The sequence below is a fragment of the Streptomyces antnestii genome (genome assembly GCF_004005495.1).
Lineage (GTDB): Bacteria > Actinomycetota > Actinomycetes > Streptomycetales > Streptomycetaceae > Streptomyces > Streptomyces antnestii.
In genome coordinates this window covers 52,272-73,871 of record NZ_RZYA01000025.1, presented here as the reverse complement: position 1 = coordinate 73,871, position 21,600 = coordinate 52,272, and the positions used below count along the sequence as shown (strand labels likewise).

Below are 21,600 nucleotides of genomic sequence, written 5' to 3'. Positions count from 1 at the left end.
TCAGGCTTCAGGCTTCAGGCCTCAGGCTTGAGGGCTTGAGGCTTCTAGCTCTCGCGGCGTGCCCTCCGGGCCGGGCGTGGGCTCTCCGCCGGGGTGGCGAGATGGCCCTCGGCCAGGAGGTTCAGGGCGCGCAGCAGTGCCTCGCGCTCCGCCTCGGGGAGGGCCCCGAGCGCCTCCTCGTGGACGCGGTCGGCGATCGCCTGGCTCTGCGCGGCGACCTGCGCGCCCTTCTCGGTGACCGCGATGATCCGTGCGCGCCGGTCCCGCGCGGACGTGCGGCGCTCGGCGAGGCCCGCCTTCTCCAGGGCGTCGACCGTCACCACCATCGTGGTCTTGTCCATGTCGCCGATCTCGGCGAGCCGCGCCTGGGTGCGCTCATCCTCCAGGGCGTGCACCAGTACGCAGTGCATCCGGGCCGTGAGGCCGATCTCGGAGAGGGCCGCCGCCATCTGCGTGCGCAGCACGTGGCTGGTGTGGTCGAGCAGGAAGGAGAGGTCCGGTTCGGTGCGGGTGGTCGCCGAGGAGGTCATGCCTGCCAGGGTAGCGAATTTGATCCGTTGCGGATTATCTGCGACTTTCCGCATCGGCCATCAGCCATCAGCCATCAGCCATCAGCCATCAGTCATCGGTCTGGGGGCCGGTGACGCGCTCGGCGAGGAAGGACTCCCACGTGCGGCCGCCCCTCGTGGCCCCCGCGCCGGCCAGGTTCTCGCCCGCCCGGTACGCGCGGCCCGCCTTCCCGGGGATGCGGACCGGCAGCTTCGGGCGGCGCCTGCCGCGTGCCGCGAGGTAGCCGCCGCCCAGCTCTGCCATCCCGTACACCCGGGGACCGGCCAGGTCCGGAACCGGGCCGGCCGGCTCGCCGAGCGCCAGTTCCACCAGGTGGGCCGCCACGTCGCGCGCGTCGACCGGCTCGAAGCGGAGGCCGCCCGGCACTGGGAGCACCGGCAGCTTCGCCATCTTCTCCACCACCGTCAGGACGAGGTCGTGGAACTGGGCGGCCCGCAGCGTCGTGAACGGGATGCCGGACCCGGCGACGGCCTGCTCGGCGGCCAGCTTGTTCCGCAGCCAGGCGACCGGGACCGTGTCCGCGCCGATGACCGAGATGTACACGAGGTGCTTCACGCTCCCGGCCCGCTGCGCCGCCCGCACCAGGTTCCGGGTCGCCACGTCGTCGCCCTTGGGGCCGCCCGCGAGATGCAGGACGATCTCCGTTCCGTCCAGCGCGTCGCACAGCCCTTCGCCGTTGTCATTCAGCAGGTCGGCGCTCACGTACTCGACTCCGTCGGCGGCCTCGCGCCCGTGTCGGCTGAGGACGCGCACGGTGCGGCCGGCCTCGCGCAGCAGGGGGACGACATGGCGGCCCAGCGTGCCGGTGCCACCGGTGACCAGGATGGGTGCGGTCATGGCTGCTCCTGTGGGTTCAGGGATTTCAGGGATCTTCGAGATCTTCGGGACCGTCGGGATTTCCGAGGTCTGCTTCTCTGACCCCTGCCGGGCGGGAAATGTGACCGAGGGCCGGGAAAAAGTCGCTGACCAGGCGCGACGGGGGCGCGACGGGCGCGAACGCCTGCGCGGGCCGGGCGGCGCCCGTAGGCTGGCGGCGTGACGCTTGAGGACCTCGTACGACTGCGCCGGGCCAGGGACACGATGGACCGCGACTACGCGGAGCCTCTCGACGTGACGGCGCTCGCGCGCGGCGCCCACATGTCGCCCGGACACTTCTCGCGCAGCTTCCGCGCGGCCTTCGGCGAGACCCCGTACAGCTACCTCATGACCCGCCGTGTCGAGCGGGCCAAGGCGCTGCTGCGGCGGGGCGACCTGAGTGTGACGGAGGTCTGCTTCGCGGTGGGTTGTACGTCGCTCGGGTCGTTCAGCTCGCGCTTCACCGAACTGGTCGGCGAGAGCCCGAGCGCGTACCGGGCCGGCCCCCACGACGACAGCGCGGTCATGCCGGCTTGCGTCGCCAAGATCCACACACGTCCGGTCAGGAACCGCCCCGCCGACGACGCGCGGTCGTAGGGCGCGTCCTCGGCTTTCCGGGGGTTCGGCTGTCCGTTCCCAAAAGATCTGGATCGAGGAGGTGTCTCTGACCTGGGCCTTGTCAGTTCTGCTGGGACGGGTTGGAAGCCGGGCGGCCCAGTGGATCTGCGCAGTGATGCGCCTGCTTGAGCGAGAGCTGGGACGGTCCCATTTGTTCTGTCGGACGGCACGGCCGTGGCCTGGTGCTTTTCAGTTCTGGTGGGACTCTTCCCGCAGGGCGTCGTGGTCGTCCGGCGTCGTCACCAGCATCAGTGATCGTCCCAGGGAGTCAGTCCAGCGAAAGAGGGCGTCGTTGTAGAAGGTGTGGGAGTGTCGATTCTCCCGGAGAGATGGGACGTTGAGCCGGTGCTCGGCTTCTGCGTAGACGGCGTCGATCGTGCGCCGGTGCTGGCTTAGGTTCCCCCATTGGCGAGGTGCCCGTCGTGCTCGCCAAGCAGGGTCGGCCACCATGCCGAGCATGGTGACGAACTCCGGGTAGGTGGCGATGAACTCCCGCTCGTCGACGCGTCGCCTGATGATGTTCTCGTAGATGGCCTCCCTGGGCGGGAGTTGCGCGAGACGGTCGTTCCAGCGTGAGAGCAGATGGGGCTGCTTCTTGTTCAGAAGCCAGGATCGGACCATGTGCTGCGCTTCCTTCGTCGCTGCTTCCAGGGTGTCGGGGAAGCGGCGGGCGATTCGCCGGTGCCGGTGTTGAGCGGTGACAAGTTCTGGAAGGTGGCCGACGCGGTATTGGCGGTTGCCGTCGAGCCAGATGCCGTGTCGGCGGCAGAGCTGAAGATCGGCGGGGCGATGCGCGAGGACTGGTTCGGTGATTCCACGGCGATGCATGCAGTGCGAGCACGCGACGTAGAGACGCCGCCGGTAGCGGATCACCTCGCCTCCGGTACGCGCCTCAATCCGGGAGACCGCTGGCAATAGCATCCGAAGGGTCTCGTGAGGGAGACCCGTCAGGAGTGCCAGCCGCGGCAGAACCATCGGAGTCCAGCGCCATAACGTGTCCGTCCGCTTGCCGATCAGCGCATTTTTGAAAGGGGTCAGGGTTTTCGCCAGTTGGCCCGACGTCACGTGGTTGGCGGCGGCGAGGCGGTGCAGATACCAGCCGAAGACCTCCCCGTGAACAGGCGGCAGAGGAAGGGGCAGGAGCCTGACCGGGGCTTCCCAGGGCTCCATTGCTCAGGCCGCCTTCGGCCTGCGGGCGTATTTGGCTCGGGGGCGATCGGCCCGGGTCTTCTGGACAGCGTGGTCGAGCTCGATCTCGTCGAGCATGCGCTTGGTGATCTTTTCCGTTCCGCTGTCGATGGCGTCGACTGCGGCTTCTCGGATGAGCTGGGAAAGACTGCCGATCAGCCCGCCAGTGCGCTCGTGAAGGTAATCGGCCATGGCGACCAAGGTGCCGGGACGATGGGCGTGTAGTCGCAGGGAGTCCTCCATCGTCACCACCAGGGCCTGCCAGCTCTCCTTGTCCGCGCGGTTCTTGTGGCCGAAGGGTCGGGAGGGGATGACCGTGTAGCGGCCGGCGATCTGCTGTCCGCGAGTGCCCTGGAACAGGCTGCTGGTCTCGACGTCGAGACCAGCAAGCACGAAGGTGGCCGCGATCCGTTCCGAGAGGTACTTCAGCTGATCGGATGCCTCGGCTCCGTTGCGGGTGGTCAGGTCGAGGTTGTGGATCTCGTCGACCAGGACGAGTGTGGTGCCGAGCTTTCCGAGCAGGTCACAGACGGCGTTGGTGATCTGGACCTGGCTCATGCGGTGCTCCAGCGGGATGCCAAGGAATCGGGCGAACTCGCCTGCGAGCATCTTCGGGGTAGCCGCTGGGGGGGACGGTGACGAAGACGACCGGCAGTCCGCCGACGGCGTTGGGGCTGCGCCGCCGGGTGATCTGTTCGACGTTCTTGCCCAGCTGGGTGATCGCTGTGGTCTTGCCGGTGCCGGCCGAACCGGACACGATCAGGCCGCGACGGGCGGAGATTTGGTGCCGGTTGAGCACGATGCGTTTGCGACCCGTAGTGACTACGCCGCGGATCGTCGGAGTGTTCACGATGACGGATCGTGTGTGGTAGTCGACCCGCGCTTCCCTGTAGGACTCCAGCTCGCCCTCATCCAGGACGGTGCCGGACGGGAGTGACGGCGGGGGCTCAGGGTTCTCGTCGACGAACGCCCGCCAGCCTTCCTTCGTGGTCAGTGACATCTGCGGGTTGGCGATGTCCTGTGGTGGAGCCTCGCTCACAGGCGGCTCCCGTCGGTGAAGGCGTCGAAGACGCCGAAGGGAATGACGTTCGACGGCTGCTCCAGGACGGTGGTCTCGTCCTCGGCGTCTTCCGGAGCTGAAGCCTGCGGCAGAGCAGGGACGGACCGGGCGGGCTCCAGGGCGGCGCGGGTACGGGCCGCGATACGGCGGTCCGGCCCGGTTTCCGCCCGCGTCAGCAACTGGTCGACTGCTGCGGCCACGGCGGCTTGGTTGGTGTCGTCCTGGCCCCGCATCGCAAGCAGGTCCCGGGCTCGGCGCCAGGTGAAGTCCGCGAACGGTGTCGAGACCAGGTGCCGGTGTGTCCACGGAACCGTGATCCACTCTCCGGTGCGCGCGTTGCGTACCCAGACCTGAGACAGGTCGTAGGGGTCGTAGTGGACCTCCCAGAGACCGCCTTTCGCGGCCAATCCCGAAGGTTGGCGCCGTAGCGGAGCCAACTCCGGGCAGTTGTAGGTGCGATGGTCGATACGGATTCCGTAGTCGTTCACCGACCGCCAGACCGCCGGCAGCAGTTCGAGGTAGTCGAGACCGCTCAGCGGCAGCGGGACGTAGCCGGTGCGGGCCACAAGCAGCGCGTACGCGTCGTTGGGTGACATCGACCGGCCGGGTAGGAACGGACTACGAAGCCCGTCGTGCGGCCGCTGCTGCCAGCAGGCCACGATCCATTCCTGAAGAAGGTCATCGAGTTCGGCGAGCGTCCATACCGCCTCGACACCCGCGCCGCGGCGGTCCGTGTTGGAGCCTGTGTAGCCGGAAACGTGCTGGCAGAACAGGGTGTTGATGGAGGAGAACGTCCGCTCCACGATGGCCTTGTCCGTCGGAGTGGCGGGCCGCGAGGGCTGCACGGAGACGCCCAGCGACCGACAGGCGGCGATGAACGCGTCGGAGACGAACACCTTGCCGTGATCGATGCCGATGGTTTCCGGGACGATCACCGGTTTCGCGGCGGCCTGCTCCAGCCGGGCGTCGATGTCCAGCAGCCGGGCGTGCGGAATCAGCGTCGCCGACAGGGCCAGGGCCTCCGGCCAGCCCGGCCGCAGCGGCTCGGGGACCAGCATCTTCGCCAGCAGCAGCGACGCATCGACCGCCTTGGTGCCCGCCGGCCGCAGCACCGCCGCGCAGATTGTCCGGGTCGCCACGTCAACGGCGATAGTCAGTTCCGGACGACCGCTCACCCCGTCCTCCAGGATCACCAGCACATCCAGTGGAGTCGTGTCGATCTGTACCAGCTCGCCCGGTCGGCAGGCCGCGGACGGCGTGAACATTCCCTCGGGCCGACGAGCTTGGGAGCGGCGGGAAGCAGCCGAACCGAAGGCGTGCGTGCCCGCGCTCACTGCCTCGACAAGCCGGTAGAACGTCGTCTTCGACGGCATCGGCACCACCCCGGCCCCGTGCTGCTCGGCAAGCAGGGCCTCGACCCGGCGCCGCACCCGGTTTCGTGTCCCAGTCGACTCGTTCAGCTGGCAGGCCAGCACCTCCGCGACGGCTGCCACCACCCGCTCATCAGCCCGGCCCGTCGGCGAGGACAGACGGGTCTTGCGGTGATCGACCAGCCCCCAGACCCCTTGATCCCGGTAGCGGGTCCGCATCCTCTCGACCGTCCGCGCGCTCACCGTCCAGCCCAGGGCACGCAACTCGGTGGCCTTCGCGGCGATCCGCTCCTCCAAGGTATGCCGGGCCGGGTCGTACTCCGGCCGCGGCCCCGCCCCGGCTCCGATACCGCTTTGCCGCCCGGACTCCAGCTCCAGTAGATGCTGTTCCCAGGCGGTGGCCTTCTCTGCCTCCAGTGGCGGAACGGTGTCCAGCAACGCGAAGGGCGCCACTACCGGTGACCCGTCCCGCTGACCAAGGAACTCGAAGCCTTCGGCGGCCAGTAGGTGAGGCAGTAGCACAAGACTCGCCCGCCCAGCCTCGTCGGACAGCCGCACCAGCGTCCCTGACAATCCGACCACGGTGTGCAGCCGCTCGTCGAGCCGGACCTGGTCGCCGACTCGCAGCGCCGCCCGTCCGCTCACCACGACTCTGTCCGCGACACCAGCGTCGTGTCCGTCAGTGGCTTGGCCAGGTCCGCCCGGAGCCGCCCCGCCCAGAGCAGGTGGAACACCGCTGGTAGCACCGCAATCGGGTCACCCAACAGTGACGCCTGCCCCACCAGCGGTGAGGGCACCGAGAACACCGCCATCAGCCGCTCGGCCATCCCCGCGGTGGTCGCATGCCGAGGGTGTCGATACCCCGCCAGCCAGCGGACATTGGCCATCCGGACCGGGTCCACCATCCCGACCACCCGGTAGCCCCAGCCCACCGCTTCACAAGCCAGCCGCGTCACGGCGAACTTGGCCGCCGACCGCTCGTCGACCCGGTCCAGAGGCCGGCAGTCCACCAGCAATCCCCGGCCGTCCTCGAACCGTGCGAAGTAGTCCGGCGCGTGCGAGACCACCCGGCCCTTGTCGTTCTGCCAGAACAGCCACAGCGGCTGCGACAGCAGACCAGTCACCTCGGGTGTGAAGTCCAGCAGCATCGCGTGATCCCGCTCCAGCCACGACTCGAACCCCACATGCCCGCCTGTTGTGGCCGACCAGTACAGGCCCGGGAAGTTCCGCTGGCCGCGGTATGAAGGGAAACCACGTACTGGCAGTCCCGTCTCGAACTCGACCTCCTCCGCCTCACTCAGCGGTCGGCGGTGTTCACCTTTGGCATCCCGCCAACCGACCTCGAATCCGCCCACGTCCAGCGGTGCCGTATCACTCGTCCCGCCCAACCCCATGGACTTCACTGTCCAGAATCAATGGGAATCCACCAGAAGTTTTGGGCTGAAACCCCTCATGTGAGTGATGCTGCGAGCCAGCTCAGTCAGAGTCTTCATGATCACTGGCGAGATCGTCTGAGGCGGGTCGAAGCCTGCGACGCGCCGCGTCCAGGCGTTCGCCATAGTCCGCTGCGAAGATCCCAGGCAGGGACTTGTCGAGCGTTCCGGCCAGCCTATGAATGGGCGCCCAGACGGCCTCGTCGTCGACGAGACGGCTGAGGTCCGTCATCTGCACTCGCTCCAGCCAGTCCGACAGGACCAGCGCTTCATCAGAGGTGAGCTTGATGATGATCTCCGTGTTCTCCACTGCTCGAACATAGTTCGCCGACCCTGAGGTGTCAGAGGTGTCTGGCACAGTGCCGCCGTGGACATCGATTCCTTCTGGAAGCTCATCGAAGAGTGCCGACGGCAGACGCGGGGCCGGGACGAACGGCTGACGTGGTTGCGTGACGAGTTGTCGCGGAGGCCGCTGACAGAGATCGTGCAGTTCCAGGTTCGCCTGGACGAAGTGACGCACGAAGCCTTCACCTGGGATCTATGGGCTGCTGCGGAGCGGATCTTCGGCGGCTGGTGTTCGGACGACGGATTCTGCTACTTCGGCCTGTGGATGGTGGGGATCGGTCGGGAAGCCTTCGCGCGGGCAGTGATCGATCCCGACGCTCTGGCCGACACTCCAGAGGTTCAGTGCCTGGTGGGTCGCCCTCGGGAGCTCTGGAACGACGGCTGGCCGGAGTGGGAGTCTCTCGACTACGTCGCCATGGAGGCGTATGGACTACTCACCCGCGCGGATGACGACTGCGGCGACGCATTTTATGAAGCCGTCGAAGCCGAGCAGGGCGCTGTAGGCGGCAATCCAGGGCCGCGCGGCGAGCAGTGGGACGTGCGATGCGAAGACGAAGCGATGCGCAAACTGCCGAGGCTGAGCGCGATGTTTCCCCTCCGGCCACTGGCCCGGTAGGCGCGAAAGCGCGAGGGATCAGGCTGAGGCTTCGGGGGTGTCGACAGACAGGCGATGCCACGCGTGGCCGCAACCGTCGGAGCAGAAGCGCTCTCGTCGGCGTTCGTCGGCGACGGCCAGCACCGCGATCAGTAGCCGGAATGACTTGAGTCGCTCGTCGTGCGGGGTGAGACTGGCGATCTTCCCGAGTTGCTGGTCGATCCGCCCTCGTGTGATCAGAACTGCCGGTGTGTGCGTGGCGCGGAGCCCGGCGCGTCGGATACTTTCCGGGCCGTCCTCGGCGGTGGCGCGGGCCTGAATGCAGAAATGTGACAGGAGGCGCAGGGTGTTGGACTGCTCCTCAGTCGAGAGGCCCTCGAACCACTCGATTCCCTGTGGCATCGGCCGAAGCTCCTGGGCGAGTTCGTTGAGAATGATGTACGGATCAGCCATCCACACGCCCCCGTTGCGCTCGGTTCACAGACTTTCCCGGTCATCCAAGCAGACCCTCGGATGCCTCGAAAGGCAGTTCGTCGGCTTCCAACGGCTCTGAGTACCCACGTACCCAGTGGCCGGGGAGGGCGGCGCAGAGCGACTCCAGGTCGGCGAACGTACTTCCCCGAACGTGCAGCCAGCTGTGGTCACTCAGTCCGTCGAGCCGCAAGAGCTTCCCCGGCGCGGAAAACCAGCACACGGGTGACTCTTCCTTCCCCGTCCACATCGGGTACTCGGGAAACTCCACCGGCGCGAACCGACTCGGTAGCTCTCGAATCAGGCTGGCGGGAAGTTCGCAGGCGTTGTAGAGCCGTCCTCCGCCGCCAAGCAGTGTCTCGCTGAGTACGAGCTCGATACAGGCCAAGGAGACCCGCTCCAGGTAGCGGACCCAACCATCCCGTGACTGGACGAACACCGGCGGATCGTCCTGACCGAGGTCCCGCAGCCGCACTCCCCAGAAAGCGCATCCCTGGTTCTCGCTGCGGAAGACGAGCACTCCACCGAACTCGTCGTGCACGAACAGCTCGGAAGGGCGCAGCAGCGGGTCCTGGTTGCCGGTGAGGTCGTGACGCGTACCGAGAAGCGAGTACGCCTCGCGCAGCGCGGTCGGCAGCGTGAGCCCCAGCATCTCCTCGGCTCGCTCCAGCTCCTCCGCTCGCGTACCCGCGCCGTCGGCGAGCGGCTCCGCCCACGCTGCGGCAAAGTCCCGAACGAAGGCCCAGGCTCGCGCCCTGTCTGGTATCCCACCGCGCAGAGCTTGAGCCACATCGAACTCGTCAACCATGCGGTGGACCGTACAGGCCGGCCAGCTTCGCCGGGACTCCGCCAGGTCGTTTGCCAGAACCACTGGAACTCGCCACATCTACTGAGAACGGACATCGGCCCTCTGGGGGGTTCGGCCTTCCGGGTGGTCTGGAACACTTTTGCAAGCGGCTGCTTGCAAAAGTTAGCGCGGTCGGGGCAGTATCGGAGCATGGCATCGCTCAACGTCGGCAATCTCGGTGACTACCTGCGGGAGCAGCGCCGCAGCGCGCAGCTCTCGCTCAGGCAGCTCGCCGATGCCGCCGGGGTGTCCAATCCGTATCTGAGCCAGATCGAGCGCGGGCTTCGCAAGCCGAGCGCGGAGGTCCTTCAGCAGGTCGCCAAGGCCCTGCGGATCTCCGCGGAGACGCTGTACGTGAGGGCCGGGATCCTCGATGCGGAGCGGGAGCGGGACGAAGTGGAGACGCGCGCCGTCATCCTCGCCGACCCCTCGCTCAACGAGCGCCAGAAACAAGTGCTGTTGCAGATCTACGAGTCCTTCAGGAAAGAGAACGGGACCGAGGTCCAGCACGGCGCGGACGAAGTAGGAAGCCCCGACGACGGCCCCCGCACGGCCGACCTGGGCGACGCCGAACCCTCAAGCTGAAGCCGATGTGATCCGGGAGGACCACGCCATGGCCATCACCGAAGACCTGCGCAAGACCCTCAGCAACCCGACCCCCCTGTACTTCGCCGCCGGCACCGCCGAGCTGGCCTACCAGCAGGCGAAGAAGGTGCCCGGCCTCGTGGAGCAGCTGCGTGCCGAGGCCCCGGCCCGGTTCGAGGCCGTGCGCAACACCGACCCGAAGGAAGTCCAGGAGAAGGCGGCCGGCCGCGCCAAGGAGGCCCAGGCCGCCATCCAGGCCAAGGTCACCGAGGTGCTCGGCAACCTCGACACCGACCTGAAGAAGTTCGGCGAGACCGCTCAGGACCTCGCGCTGCGCGGTGTCGGCGTCGCCGCCGAGTACGCCGTCAAGGCGCGGGAGACGTACGAGAAGGTCGCCGAGCACGGCGAGGAGACCGTGCGGGCGTGGCGCGGCGAGGCGGCCGAGGAGATCCTCGAGGTCGCCGAGGCCGTCGAGCCCGACGCGGAGCCCGTCGTAGTCGCCGACGAGCCGGCTGCCGCGAAGCCCGCGCCGGCCGACGCGTCCGCGAAGAAGCCGGTGGCGGCGAAGAAGGCCCCGGCCAAGAAGACGACGACCGCGAAGAAGACCTCGCCCTCCGCGAAGTAAGCGGCAGCGGTTGAGGTTGAGGTTGCGGTTGCTGTTGCGATAGCGGCGCGACGTACCTCGGGGCGGGCCGGGCACTTACCGGGTGTCCGGTCCGTTCTCCGGGTACGGTGACCGCGTAGGACTGACCTGACTCGGGTGGTGGGCGTTGTGCTGATGTCGGCTTTCGGCGGCTTGATGTGGCTGATCTACACCGCCATGCTCGTGCTCGCGGTGGTCGCTCTGGTGATGGCCGCTGTCGCCCGTGAGGACGCGTACCGGGCGGCGGACAAGCAGAACAAGATGTTCTGGCTGATCATCCTCGGGATCACGGTCGCGGTGAATCTGCTCGTCCCCATGCTGTTCCTGCAGCTCGCGGGGCTCGTCGCGACGATCGTGTTCTTCGTGGACGTGCGGCCCGCGCTCCATCAGGTGTCGGGCGGCGGCCGGGGCCGCCGTGGTGGCGGCTCCAGCAGCGACGGTCCGTACGGGCCGTACAACGGCGGGCGCTGAGCCCGCACCCCCGCACCCTCGGATCGCTGGGCGGGTCAGCCCCGGGTCCAGCCCTGGTTCAGACCCGGTTTCAGCCCCGGTCCAGGAGGACGACGGCGACGTCGTCCGTGAGGTCGCCGCCGTTGAGGTCGCGGGCCTCGTTCACCGCCGCGTCGATGAGTTCCTCGCCGCGCAGCCCCTCCGCGAGCCTGCGGCGCACGATCTCCACCATGCCGTCCTGGCCCAGGCGGTACTTCCCGCCGGGCACGCGCCCCTCGATCAGGCCGTCCGTGTAGAGCATCAGGCTCCACGTCGGGCCGAGGTCCACCTGCCGGCGCGGCCAGCGGGCGCGCGGCAGCAGTCCGAGCGCCGGGCCGTTGTCCTCGTAGGGAAGCAGCCGCGCGAGCCGTCCAGGGCGTGAGATCAGCGGCGACGGGTGGCCCGCCAGGCACAGGCCTGCGCTGCGGCCGTCGGGCGCGATGTCGACCGTGCACAGCGTCGCGAAGATCTCGTCGTCCTCCCGCTCGTGTTCGAGGACCTGCTGGAGCGTGGAGAGCAGTTCGTCGCCGCACAGGCCCGCGAACGTCAACGCCCGCCAGGCGATGCGCAGTTCGACACCGAGCGCCGCCTCGTCCGGGCCGTGCCCGCAGACGTCGCCGATCATGGCGTGCACCGTGCCGTCGGGCGTGCGGACGGCGTCGTAGAAGTCGCCGCCGAGCAGCGCGCGGGAGCGGCCGGGGCGGTAGCGGGCCGCGAAACGCAGCGGGGAACCGCCGAGGAGCGGCGTCGGGAGCAGGCCGCGCTCCAGGCGGGCGTTCTCCTCCGCGCGCAGCCGGGACTCCGCGAGCCCCCGCTGTGCGATGTCGGCGCGCTTGCGCTCCACGGCGTAGCGGACGGCGCGGCCGAGGAGGCGGCCGTCCAGCTCGTCGCGGAACAGGTAGTCCTGGGCGCCGACGCGCACGGCCTCGGCGCCGCGCTCGGCGTCGCCGGAGGCGGTGAGGGCGAGGACGGCGTGCCGCGGCGCGAGGCGCAGGACGTGCCGCAGGGTCGCCAGCTCGTCGGCGTCCGCGGCGGCGGCGCCCGGCGCGGGCAGGGCGAGGTCGAGCAGGATGCAGTGGACGTCGTCGGTGAGCAGCCGCTCGGCCTCGGTGAGGTTGCGCGCGGTGCGGATACGGATCGGCTTGCCCGCCGAGTCGGTCAGCTCGGGCACGCTGAGGGAGGCCGTGGGGTCGTCCTCGATGACGAGGAGCGTCAGGGGGCCGCCTTTGCCGCTGTGGGCGCCGGAGGCCGTCTGCTGCGCGGGCAGCACGACAGGAGGCGACGGCACAGCCGGAGCCTGACCAGCTTCCACGGCTGGGATCGCTCTTTGCCGCGGTACGGGTACGGGCATCGCTCGGTTTCCTTCCCTCCCCCCGAGGGCGTGGTGGAGCGAAGGTCGTCGCACCACCGACGGTGGACCTTAGCGGTACGCGGCCCGGCAACGGAATGCTGAGAGGCGAACCGCCACTGTCATATGCCGCATCAGGTAACGGAATTGGGCACGTCAGCGGCTTCGGCGGGGGTTCCGGGGATGACGAAGGTCACGTGGGAGGGGTGCAACCGGAGCCGTTCCAGTGCCCTGGGTCACGTGGCGCAGGTCACCGGAGGGCGTCTGGGCCGCGTGTGGCTGGCGCCATGTGTCCGGCCCTCATGTGGCCGGTGCCATGTGTTCGGCGCCATGTGCCCGGCGCGGGGCATATCGCCCTTCGGGCTCGTCCTCAATCGCCGGACGGGCTCAATAGGTCCGGCCGCCCCCTGTGAGACGTGAGACGCGGCACGCAGCCCCCGGCACGCAGCCCCCGCCGGCACGCAGTACCCAGCGCGCGGCACCCAGCACCCAGCACCCCGCACCCCGCACGCGTCACCCCGCGCGCGTCACGCGTCCGGGCGGACCACCCCGAGGATCGCCATCGAGCCCGCGCCCGCGATCGTCACGTTCCGTCCGGGCCGGGGCGCGTGCACGATGGCGCCGTCCCCTATGTACATCCCGACGTGGCTGGCGTCGTCGTGGTAGATGATCAGGTCGCCGGGGCGCATGTCCTTGATGTCGACGTGTCTGAGCTGCTTCCACTGCTCCTGCGAGGTCCGCGGGATCGGCCGCCCGGCCGCCGACCAGGCCTGCGAGGTCAGCCCCGAGCAGTCGTACGAGCCCGGCCCCTCGGCGCCCCACACGTACGGCTTGCCGATCTGCGCGGTGGCAAACGCGACCGCCTTCTTGCCCCGCGCCGACGCGCTGCCGCTGACGTCCTTGAGGGCGCCTGAGCTGAGCCAGGCCGTCTGCCGCTTGTACTCGGCCTGCAGCTCCAGCTCCTTCAGGCGCTCCCGCTCCTTCTTCTCCAGCCGTGACTCGAGCTTCTCGGCGGCGGCGATCTTGCTCTTGATCTTCTTCTTCGCCCTGGCCTTCGCGACCCGGCCCGCTTCGAGCTTCTGCCAGTTCCGCTCGGCGTCCTGGGCGTAGGTCTGCAGGTCCTGCTGGGTCCGGGTGAGCTCGCCCATGAGTCCCTTGGTGGCGTGCTGGCCCTGCCGCAGGCGGTCGGCGCCGTCGAGGAACCGGGAGGGGTCGTCCGAGAGCATCAGCTGCGCCCCGGGAGGAATCCCGCCGTCGCGGTACTGCTGGCGGGCCGCCGCGCCCGCGCGGGCCTTGAGGCGGTCCAGCTTCTGCTGGCCCTTCACGATGTCCTTGGCCAGCTCGACGATCTGGCCGGACTGCTTCTGGGCCTTCTCCTCCGCCGCGTTGTACGCCTCCGTGGCGACGGCCGCGTCGTGGTAGAGCCGGTCGAGCTGTGCGCGGACCTGCTCCAGGTCCGCGCCCCGGTCGGCCGTCGTCGGTGGCGCCGGCTGCGTGGGCGCGGCGTACGCGGCCCCCGGTGTCAGCACGCCCATCGCGCACACCAGCGCCACGGCCGCCATGACCGTCGTGCTCCGCTTGCCCATCGCGCCCGCCCCCAAAGCGAATCTGATTTACCGTCAGTAACTTACGGATGTCCAGGGGATGGTGCCACGCGGACGTCGAATGCGACAGAGCCGGGCAACAACTACCTATCCGCTCCCGGCGCGTCCCCCCAGTCCCCCTGGTCCCTGCCCCCACCCCCGTCCCCGTTCCGTCTGACGAACGGCCCCCGGAGATCGTTCCCCGGCCCCCGGCCCCCGGCCCCCGGCCCCGTCACCCGTCACCCTCGCGGCGCCAACGCCCCCCACGCGACCGTCAGTTCCCCCTGCCGCCACCGCGAGGCCCGGTCCGTCACCGGCCAGTCCGCGCTCAGCGCCCGCGCCGTCCGGATCCACCGCTGCCGCGCCCCGTACGAGGCGTAGGGCGCGGCCGCCGCCCAGGCACGGTCGAAGTCGCGCAGGAACGCGTGGACCGGCTCGCCCGGCACATTGCGGTGGATCAGCGCCTTGGGCAGGCGCTCGGCGAGGTCGGAGGGGCGGTCCAGGGAGCCGAGGCGGGTCGCGAAGGTGACCGTGCGCGGGCCCTCGGGTCCGAGCGCGACCCACACGTGGCGGCGGCCGATCTCGTCGCAGGTCCCCTCGACCAGGAGCCCGCCGGGCGCGAGCCGCGCGGTGAGCCGGTCCCAGACCTCGGCGACCTGGTCCTCGTCGTACTGGCGCAGCACGTTCGCCGCCCTGATCAGGAGCGGGTCGTGGGGGAGCGGCAGCTCGAAGCCGCCGTGCCGGAAGGTGAGGCCGTCCCGTTCGTAGGGGAGAGCGGCGGCGACCCGCGCGGGCTCGATCTCGATCCCGACCACGCGCGTGTGCGGCGCGACGGTGCGCAGGCGGTGCAGGAGTTCGACCGCGGTCCAGGGCGCTGCCCCGTAGCCGAGGTCGACGGCGACGGGGTGCGGGTCGTGGCGCAGGGCGGCGCCGTGCGTGGCCGCGATCCACCGGTCCATGCGGCGCAGGCGATTGGGGTTCGTGGTCCCGCGTGTGACCGTTCCCACGGGGCGGGACGGGGTGCGCGGTCTCATGGGTACGAGGGTATGCGGTGGGGCGGATACCTCCGGGGTTGAGTCCCCGGGGGTAATGATTTGGCAAAGCGGAAATGGAGCGGAGGTCGCCGGTGTTGGACGGCGTGCAGGAGGGACGGTGTCCCCCCTCGTAGTCGTGCCCGCAGCAAGGAGGACCGCCACGTGAGCCAGTACGTGTCCAGGCTCCGCCGTTCCGGGGCCTCGTCCCCGCGGCTCAGGTTCCCCGGCGCGCACCGCCGGCCACGCCGAGTCGCCATGCTGAGCGTGCACACGTCACCGCTGCACCAGCCCGGCACGGGTGACGCCGGCGGCATGAACGTCTACATCGTCGAGCTCGCCAAGCGGCTCGCCGCCATCAACATCGAGGTCGAGATCTTCACGCGCGCGACGACCGGCGCGCTGCCCCCCTCGGTCGAGCTGGCGCCCGGCGTCCTGGTCCGGCACGTGGACGCGGGCCCGTACGAGGGCCTGGCCAAGGAGGAGCTGCCGGCCCAGCTGTGCGCCTTCACGCACGGCGTGATGCAGGCGTGGGCGGGCCACCGGCCGGGGCACTACGACCTCGTCCACTCGCACTACTGGCTCTCCGGGCACGTCGGCTGGCTGGCCGCCGAGCGCTGGGGCGTCCCCCTCGTGCACGCCATGCACACCATGGCCAAGGTCAAGAACGCCTCGCTCGCCCAGGGCGACACCCCCGAGCCCGCCGCGCGCGTCATCGGCGAGACCCAGATCGTGCGCGCCGCCGACCGCCTCATCGCGAACACCGCGGAGGAGGCCGACGAGCTCGTACGCCACTACGAGGCCGACCCCGGCAAGGTCGCGGTCGTCCACCCCGGCGTGAACCTGGACCGCTTCCGCCCCGCCGACGGGCGCGCCGCCGCCCGGCAGCGCCTCGGCCTGCCGCAGGACGCCCTCATACCGCTCTTCGCGGGCCGCATCCAGCCCCTCAAGGCGCCCGACATCCTCCTCAAGGCCGTCGCCGTCCTGCTCGACGAGCGGCCTGAGCTGCGCTCGCGCATGGTCGTACCCGTCGTCGGCGGGCCCAGCGGCAGCGGCCTCGCCAAGCCCGAGGGGCTGCAGAAGCTCGCCGCCAAGCTGGGCATCGCGGACGTCGTGCGCTTCCGCCCGCCGGTCGGCCAGGACCAGCTCGCGGACTGGTTCCGCGCGGCCTCGGTCCTCGTCATGCCGTCCTACAGCGAGTCCTTCGGCCTGGTCGCCATCGAGGCCCAGGCGGCCGGTACGCCGGTCATCGCGGCCGCGGTCGGCGGGCTGCCCGTCGCCGTGCGCGACGAGACGACGGGCTTCCTGGTCCCGGGACACGACCCGGCCGCCTACGCGCGCGTGCTGCGCGAGTTCGCCGACCGTCCACAGCTTGTGGACAGCATGGGTGACGCCGCGGCCCGGCACGCGCAGGGCTTCGGCTGGGACACGGCGGCCTCCGCCACGGCCGACGTGTACACGGCGGCCACCTACGAGCACCGGCACCCCCGTCACGTACCCTCGCTGCATGGCTGACAGCACCACGACCGGCGCGGCGGCGGTCATCGAGCGGGTCCTCACCGAGGCCGAACTCGACTGGGAGAGCCCCGAACCCGGCTCGTCGTACGTCGTGAAGCTGCCCGGCACGCGCAAGCTGTGGACGACGCTCTCGCTGATCGTCGGCAAGCACTCGCTCTCGCTCAACGCGTTCGTGATCCGCCACCCCGACGAGAACGAGCAGGGCGTCCACCGCTGGCTCCTGGAGCGCAACCTCCGTCTGTACGGCGTGAGTTACGCGGTGGACCGGCTCGGCGACATCTACCTCACGGCCAAGCTGCCCCTCGCGGCGGTCACCCCCGACGAGGTCGACCGCCTCCTCGGCTCCGTCCTGGAGGCCGCGGACGGCGCGTTCAACACGCTCCTCGAACTCGGCTTCGCGAGCGCGATCCGCCGCGAGTACGCCTGGCGGATCTCGCGCGGGGAGTCCACACGCAACCTGGACGCGTTCGCGCATCTGACCCAGCCGTCGGCTGAGCCGTCTGCCAAGTCTTAGGCAGGGCTGGCAACGGCCGTCTCGGCAGCAGCAGTCGCCGCCTCCTCCTCCGCCCCCTTCTCCGTGTGGTCCCCGGCCGCCGGCAGCCCCCGCATCAGCACCCAGTACCCGAGCGCCGCGACCGTCCCGAGCGCCGCGCAGCCCGCCCACAGCCAGCCCGCGCCGTACCGGTCGATCGTGATGCCCGACAGGAGCGGCGCGACCAGGGCCGCCACCGACCACGACATCGCGTACATGCCCTGGTAGCGGCCGCGCCCGTGCGCCGGGGCGAGCCGGGCCACCAGGCCGGACTGCGTGGGCGCGTTGACCATCTCGCCGAGCGTCCACACGACGACGATCAGGGCGTACGAGGCCATCGACCCGGCGAACGCGGTGAGCGCGAAGCCGTAGCCGATCAGGAGCGACGACACGGTCAGCAGGCGGCCCGCGTCGCGCTTCTCGATGAACCGGGTCAGCGGGATCTGGAGGGCGACGATGACGACGCCGTTGACGGCGGCGACGAGCCCGACGTCCGAACTGCTCAGCCCCGCCTGCCCCATGACGATGGGAAGCCCGGACGAGGACTGGGTGAAGACGACGGAGATCAGGAAGGAAAGCCCCACCATCAGCATGAACCGGCCGTCGCGCAGGACCGTCAGCATCGTCACGTCGGCGACCGGCGCCGCGTCGGACCCGTCCGGCTTCGGCTCGGGCCGCTCGGGCCGCGACTCGGGCACCTTCACGAACACCAGGACCGCGCAGGCCAGGGTCATCGCGGCCTCGACGAGGAAGCCCGCGGTGTAGCTGGTGGCGACGAGGAAACCGGCGTAGACGGAGGAGACGGCGAAGCCGAGGTTGATGGCCCAGTAGTTGAGTGAGAAGGCCCTGACACGGTCCTTCGGCGCGACGAGGTCGGCCATCATCGCCTGCACGGCGGGCCGCGACGCGTTCGAGGCGACACCGAGCAGGAAACCGGTCACCGCGATCCCGGCGGGGTCGCGCACGAAGCCGAGGACGGCGACGGTCACGGCCGTCGCGAGCTGCGCGGCGAGGAGGGTGGGCCGCCGCCCGAGCCGGTCCGCGAGCACCCCGCCGAGCAGCGACGCGATCATGCCGCCGAGCCCGATGAGGGCGGCGACGAGACCCGCGTACGAGGCGGAGAAGTGGCGCTCGGTGGTGAGGTACAGCGCCATGAAAGTGAGGACGAAGGCGCCGAGGCGGTTGATCAGGGTGCTGGCCCACAGCCACCAGAACTGACGCGGCAGGCCGGACACGCTTTCGCGTGCGGCCCGTCTGAGGGTGGTGACGGACATCGGGCGGATCCCCCCTGGGACATTCGGTGCCATATGAGCTGCGGTAAGCAGCTGTAAGCGGCGCTGGCGGTACGCGTAACTTACGGGGGGTGGGGTGCGGGCAGCCACTCAATTGACGGCGAACGTCAATCGACGGCGGCGCCCCGGCCTCGTACGGGCTCGTCCCGCGCTCGTCCGGCGGCCCCGTACCGTCCGGCCCGTGGCCTCACGCACGAGGCTCCATTGGCTTGGATTAGGCTCAAAGGCATGGCCGACGCACCGTACAAGCTGATCCTCCTCCGCCACGGCGAGAGCGAATGGAACGCGAAGAACCTGTTCACCGGCTGGGTGGACGTCAACCTCACCGAGAAGGGCGAGAAGGAGGCGGTCCGCGGCGGTGAGCTGCTCAAGGACGCCGGCCTGCTCCCCGATGTGCTGCACACCTCCGTCCAGAAGCGGGCGATCCGCACGGCCCAGCTCGCGCTGGAGGCCGCGGACCGCCACTGGATCCCCGTCCACCGCACGTGGCGCCTGAACGAGCGCCACTACGGTGCGCTCCAGGGCAAGGACAAGGCGCAGACGCTCGCCGAGTTCGGCGAGGAGCAGTTCATGCTCTGGCGCCGCTCGTACGACACCCCGCCGCCGGCCCTGCCCCGCGACGACGAGTACTCGCAGTTCGACGACCCGCGCTACGCGGCGCTCCCCCCGGAGCTGCGCCCGCAGACGGAGTGCCTCAAGGACGTCGTCGTCCGCATGCTCCCGTACTGGTTCGACGGCATCGTCCCCGACCTCCTGGCCGGCAAGACGGTCCTGGTCGCGGCCCACGGAAACTCGCTCCGCGCCCTGGTCAAGCACCTCGACGGCATCTCCGACGCCGACATCGCGGGCCTGAACATCCCGACGGGCATCCCGCTGTCCTACGAGCTCGACGCCGACTTCAAGCCGCTGAACCCGGGCGGCACCTACCTCGACCCGGAAGCGGCCGCGGCGGCGATCGAGGCGGTCAAGAACCAGGGCAAGAAGAAGTAACAGCCCACGAAGAAGCCCCTCACCAGCAGGTTCGTTGCCGGTGAGGGGCTTTTTGTTGCCCTGGGGCCGTCGCTGGGGCCGTCGGGCTAGACGAGACGGAAGCGGGCCCGGACGGTACCGCGCGGCGATCCAGACACATCCCTTCGACGTGGTGCCCCGGACACCGTCGTACCGTCTGGTGATCAGCCGGCCAGCGGACACCCTGATCCGAACCGATGCCCCCGCCTGGAGCAACTCCCCCGGAGGCGGCACCCCTCGCGAGCTACTCGCCGGAAACCTCAGCTTTCCCGCAAATCTTCCGGCGTCTCATTGCTGACCTGCTCAAACGCTGCCAGGGTTTCCGCCAATCCCCTCGTTCCAGGTCACCGGAGGCTCCATGGCTGTCCGTCGTACCGTTGTCGTGGCTGCGTCAGCGGCCGCGCTTCTGTTCCCCGTCCTGACTCCCTCCGGCGCCGTCGGAGCTCCCGCCTCCGCGCCGCACGCCGACGGTTCCGGGCTCCAGCCGCCCGCCAAGCAGGCCGTCGCCGTCGGCAGTGGTGGTGCGGTCTCCAGCGTGAATCCGTACGCCACCCAGGCCGGGTTGGACGTCTTGCGGCACGGTGGCAACGCCGTGGACGCGGCCGTGGCCACCGCTGCCGCGCTCGGTGTGGTCGAGCCGTACTCGGCGGGCATCGGGGGCGGCGGGTACTTCGTGTACTACGACGCCGCGACCGGGAAGGTGCGCACCATCGACGGGCGCGAGACCGGGCCCGCCCGGATGGGACCCGACGCGTTCCTCGACCCGTCGACCGGCAAGCCGATCCCGTTCGACGAAGCCGTCAACTCGGGCCTGGCCGTGGGCGTTCCGGGCACCCCGGCCACCTGGCAGAAGGCCCTGGACGACTGGGGCACCATCCCCCTGAAGCAGGCCCTGCGCCCGGCGACGCGCATCGCGGACGACGGGTTCGTCGTCAACGACGAGTTCCGCGCCCAGACCAAGATGAACGAGGCGCGGTTCCGCGACTTCAGCTCGACGGCCGAACTCTTCCTCCCGCACGGCCAGTTGCCCGTCGTCGGCTCCCGCTTCCGCAACCCGGATCTGGCCCGCACCTACCGGCAGCTCGCCGACGAGGGCGCCGGCGCCATGAACGGCGGGTCCATCGGACGCGACGTCGTGCGTACCGTGCAGCACCCGCCGGTGGCCGAGGGCTCGACGCGGAACGTGCGCCCCGGGTCCATGGAGAACTCCGATCTCGCCGGCTACAAAGCGATCGCCCGCACCCCCACGCACACCACGTACCGCGGCTCGGACGTGTACTCCATGGCCCCGTCGTCCTCCGGTGGCACCACCGTCGGTGAGGCGCTGAACATCCTGGAGAACTTCCACCTGTCGTCCGACGACCGGACCCAGGCGCTCCACCACTACCTGGAGGCCAGCCGGATCGCGTTCGCGGACCGCAACCGCTGGGTGGGCGACCCGGCGTTCTCCGACGTGCCGGCCAAGGAGCTGCTGTCCAAGGAATTCGCCAAGGACCGCGCCTGCCTGATCCGGCCCGACAAGGCGCTCACCAGCCCGCTCGCTCCTGGCGACCCGCGCAACCCCGGGCAGGGCTGTGCGCAGGGGACCGGCAGCCTGGAGCCGCATGAGGGGCCGTCGACCACGCACCTGGTCGCCTCGGACCGCTGGGGCAACGTCGTCTCGTACACGCTGACCATCGAGCAGACCGGCGGCTCCGCGATCACCGTCCCGGGCCGCGGGTTCCTGCTCAACAACGAACTCACGGACTTCGACTTCACGCCGCTGACGCCGGGCGTTCCCGACCCGAACCTGCCGGGCCCGGGCAAGCGACCGCGCAGCAGCATGTCGCCGACGATCGTGCTGCGTGACGGCAAGCCGCAGATCGCGGTGGGCTCGCCGGGCGGCGCGACCATCATCACCACGGTGCTGCAGACCCTCGTCAACCGCCTCGACCTCGGGATGTCCCTGCCCGAGGCGGTCGCCGCGCCGCGCATCTCGCAGCGCAACCGCACCCAGACCGACGCCGAACCGGCCTTCCTCGACTCGTCCGAGCGCCCCGCGCTCGAAGCCCTCGGCCACCAGTTCGTACTGGCGCCGCAGGCCTTCACCCCGTCACCCGAGATCGGCGCCGCCGCGGCGCTGGAGTTCGGGCGCGACGGCAAGGTGACGGCGGTCGCCGAGCCGAAGCGCCGCGGCGGCGGCTCGGCCATGGTGGTCGACGAGACCCGCTGACACCGGT

The 21,600-nt window shown here is 70.0% G+C and carries 21 protein-coding genes and 1 pseudogene; 9 read left to right on the top strand and 13 right to left on the bottom strand.

Going from position 1 to position 21,600, the window contains the following annotated elements:
• Positions 1–44: 44 nt before the first annotated feature.
• Together EOT10_RS35245 and EOT10_RS35240 are read right to left on the bottom strand one after the other, a co-directional pair.
• On the bottom strand, positions 45–530 hold the full coding sequence (locus tag EOT10_RS35245) for a MarR family winged helix-turn-helix transcriptional regulator (protein WP_127832458.1): 486 nt from the start codon (positions 528–530) through the stop codon (positions 45–47).
• An 88-nt stretch (positions 531–618) separates the two neighbouring features.
• Positions 619–1,407 carry an SDR family oxidoreductase gene (locus EOT10_RS35240; RefSeq protein ID WP_127832457.1) on the bottom strand — a complete coding sequence of 263 codons (789 nt, stop codon included), beginning with the start codon at positions 1,405–1,407 and terminating at the stop codon, positions 619–621.
• 198 nt (positions 1,408–1,605) lie between these two features.
• Here EOT10_RS35240 and EOT10_RS35235 point away from each other — a divergent pair, with 198 nt between their 5' ends.
• Positions 1,606–2,022, top strand: coding sequence for a helix-turn-helix transcriptional regulator (locus EOT10_RS35235; RefSeq protein ID WP_127832456.1), 417 nt, complete (start codon positions 1,606–1,608; stop codon positions 2,020–2,022).
• 210 nt (positions 2,023–2,232) lie between these two features.
• Here the strand turns inward: EOT10_RS35235 and EOT10_RS35230 are convergent, their stop codons facing one another.
• From EOT10_RS35230 to EOT10_RS35210, 5 genes and pseudogenes are all read right to left on the bottom strand, one after another.
• Positions 2,233–3,213, bottom strand: a complete 981-nt coding sequence (locus tag EOT10_RS35230) for a TniQ family protein (protein ID WP_127832455.1) — start codon at positions 3,211–3,213, stop codon at positions 2,233–2,235.
• A gap of 3 nt (positions 3,214–3,216) precedes the next feature.
• Positions 3,217–4,270: pseudogene (locus EOT10_RS43265) on the bottom strand (AAA family ATPase).
• On the bottom strand, positions 4,267–6,306 hold the full coding sequence (locus EOT10_RS35220) for a Mu transposase C-terminal domain-containing protein (RefSeq protein WP_223281378.1): 2,040 nt from the start codon (positions 6,304–6,306) through the stop codon (positions 4,267–4,269). Before EOT10_RS35220 ends, EOT10_RS43265 begins: the two are co-directional and overlap by 4 nt.
• Positions 6,303–7,055: a TnsA-like heteromeric transposase endonuclease subunit gene (locus EOT10_RS35215; RefSeq protein WP_223281377.1), complete on the bottom strand. Its 753-nt coding sequence runs from the start codon at positions 7,053–7,055 to the stop codon at positions 6,303–6,305. The genes EOT10_RS35220 and EOT10_RS35215 overlap by 4 nt, the downstream gene beginning before the upstream one ends.
• An 82-nt stretch (positions 7,056–7,137) precedes the next feature.
• Entirely contained in the window at positions 7,138–7,404 is a 267-nt protein-coding gene (locus EOT10_RS35210) for a hypothetical protein (RefSeq protein ID WP_127832453.1), read from the bottom strand.
• 57 nt (positions 7,405–7,461) lie between these two features.
• Between EOT10_RS35210 and EOT10_RS35205 the strand changes: the two genes are divergently transcribed.
• Complete coding sequence (locus EOT10_RS35205) at positions 7,462–8,055, top strand: DUF4240 domain-containing protein (protein WP_127832452.1); 594 nt, start codon at positions 7,462–7,464, stop codon at positions 8,053–8,055.
• Positions 8,056–8,073: 18 nt separating this feature from the next.
• Here EOT10_RS35205 and EOT10_RS35200 read toward each other — a convergent pair whose 3' ends face one another.
• Together EOT10_RS35200 and EOT10_RS35195 are read right to left on the bottom strand one after the other, a co-directional pair.
• A complete protein-coding gene (locus EOT10_RS35200; RefSeq protein ID WP_127832451.1) occupies positions 8,074–8,487 on the bottom strand; it encodes a DUF5958 family protein in 414 nt (137 codons plus the stop codon).
• 40 nt (positions 8,488–8,527) lie between these two features.
• Positions 8,528–9,313, bottom strand: coding sequence for an SMI1/KNR4 family protein (locus tag EOT10_RS35195; RefSeq protein WP_127832450.1), 786 nt, complete (start codon positions 9,311–9,313; stop codon positions 8,528–8,530).
• A gap of 189 nt (positions 9,314–9,502) precedes the next feature.
• Here EOT10_RS35195 and EOT10_RS35190 point away from each other — a divergent pair, with 189 nt between their 5' ends.
• From EOT10_RS35190 to EOT10_RS35180, 3 genes are all read left to right on the top strand, one after another.
• Entirely contained in the window at positions 9,503–9,937 is a 435-nt protein-coding gene (locus EOT10_RS35190; RefSeq protein ID WP_127832449.1) for a helix-turn-helix domain-containing protein, read from the top strand.
• Positions 9,938–9,965: 28 nt separating this feature from the next.
• Positions 9,966–10,562, top strand: coding sequence for a hypothetical protein (locus EOT10_RS35185; protein WP_127832448.1), 597 nt, complete (start codon positions 9,966–9,968; stop codon positions 10,560–10,562).
• Positions 10,563–10,709: 147 nt separating this feature from the next.
• A complete protein-coding gene (locus EOT10_RS35180) occupies positions 10,710–11,051 on the top strand; it encodes a DUF2516 family protein (protein ID WP_127832516.1) in 342 nt (113 codons plus the stop codon).
• Positions 11,052–11,121: 70 nt separating this feature from the next.
• On the opposite strand, the gene EOT10_RS35175 is transcribed toward EOT10_RS35180, so the two are convergent.
• The 3 genes from EOT10_RS35175 to EOT10_RS35165 form a co-directional block, all read right to left on the bottom strand.
• Positions 11,122–12,420 (bottom strand): PP2C family protein-serine/threonine phosphatase, encoded by a 1,299-nt coding sequence (locus tag EOT10_RS35175; RefSeq protein ID WP_127832447.1) that lies wholly within the window; start codon positions 12,418–12,420, stop codon positions 11,122–11,124.
• A 524-nt stretch (positions 12,421–12,944) separates the two neighbouring features.
• Positions 12,945–14,003: a C40 family peptidase gene (locus EOT10_RS35170; RefSeq protein WP_127832446.1), complete on the bottom strand. Its 1,059-nt coding sequence runs from the start codon at positions 14,001–14,003 to the stop codon at positions 12,945–12,947.
• A gap of 236 nt (positions 14,004–14,239) precedes the next feature.
• Positions 14,240–15,034: a class I SAM-dependent methyltransferase gene (locus tag EOT10_RS35165; protein WP_127832445.1), complete on the bottom strand. Its 795-nt coding sequence runs from the start codon at positions 15,032–15,034 to the stop codon at positions 14,240–14,242.
• A 162-nt stretch (positions 15,035–15,196) separates the two neighbouring features.
• Here EOT10_RS35165 and mshA point away from each other — a divergent pair, with 162 nt between their 5' ends.
• Complete coding sequence (gene mshA / locus EOT10_RS35160) at positions 15,197–16,546, top strand: D-inositol-3-phosphate glycosyltransferase (protein WP_127832444.1); 1,350 nt, start codon at positions 15,197–15,199, stop codon at positions 16,544–16,546.
• A complete protein-coding gene (locus tag EOT10_RS35155) occupies positions 16,539–17,063 on the top strand; it encodes a type III secretion system chaperone family protein (protein WP_127832443.1) in 525 nt (174 codons plus the stop codon). Before mshA ends, EOT10_RS35155 begins: the two co-directional genes overlap by 8 nt.
• Here the strand turns inward: EOT10_RS35155 and EOT10_RS35150 are convergent.
• Positions 17,060–18,355: an MDR family MFS transporter gene (locus EOT10_RS35150; protein WP_127832442.1), complete on the bottom strand. Its 1,296-nt coding sequence runs from the start codon at positions 18,353–18,355 to the stop codon at positions 17,060–17,062. The genes EOT10_RS35155 and EOT10_RS35150 overlap by 4 nt on opposite strands.
• Before the next feature lie 246 nt (positions 18,356–18,601).
• Between EOT10_RS35150 and EOT10_RS35145 the strand changes: the two genes are divergently transcribed.
• Both EOT10_RS35145 and ggt read left to right on the top strand, forming a co-directional pair.
• Entirely contained in the window at positions 18,602–19,363 is a 762-nt protein-coding gene (locus EOT10_RS35145; protein ID WP_127832441.1) for a phosphoglyceromutase, read from the top strand.
• Between the two features lie 376 nt (positions 19,364–19,739).
• Positions 19,740–21,593 carry a gamma-glutamyltransferase gene (ggt, locus tag EOT10_RS35140; RefSeq protein WP_127832440.1) on the top strand — a complete coding sequence of 618 codons (1,854 nt, stop codon included), beginning with the start codon at positions 19,740–19,742 and terminating at the stop codon, positions 21,591–21,593.
• Positions 21,594–21,600: the final 7 nt, after the last annotated feature.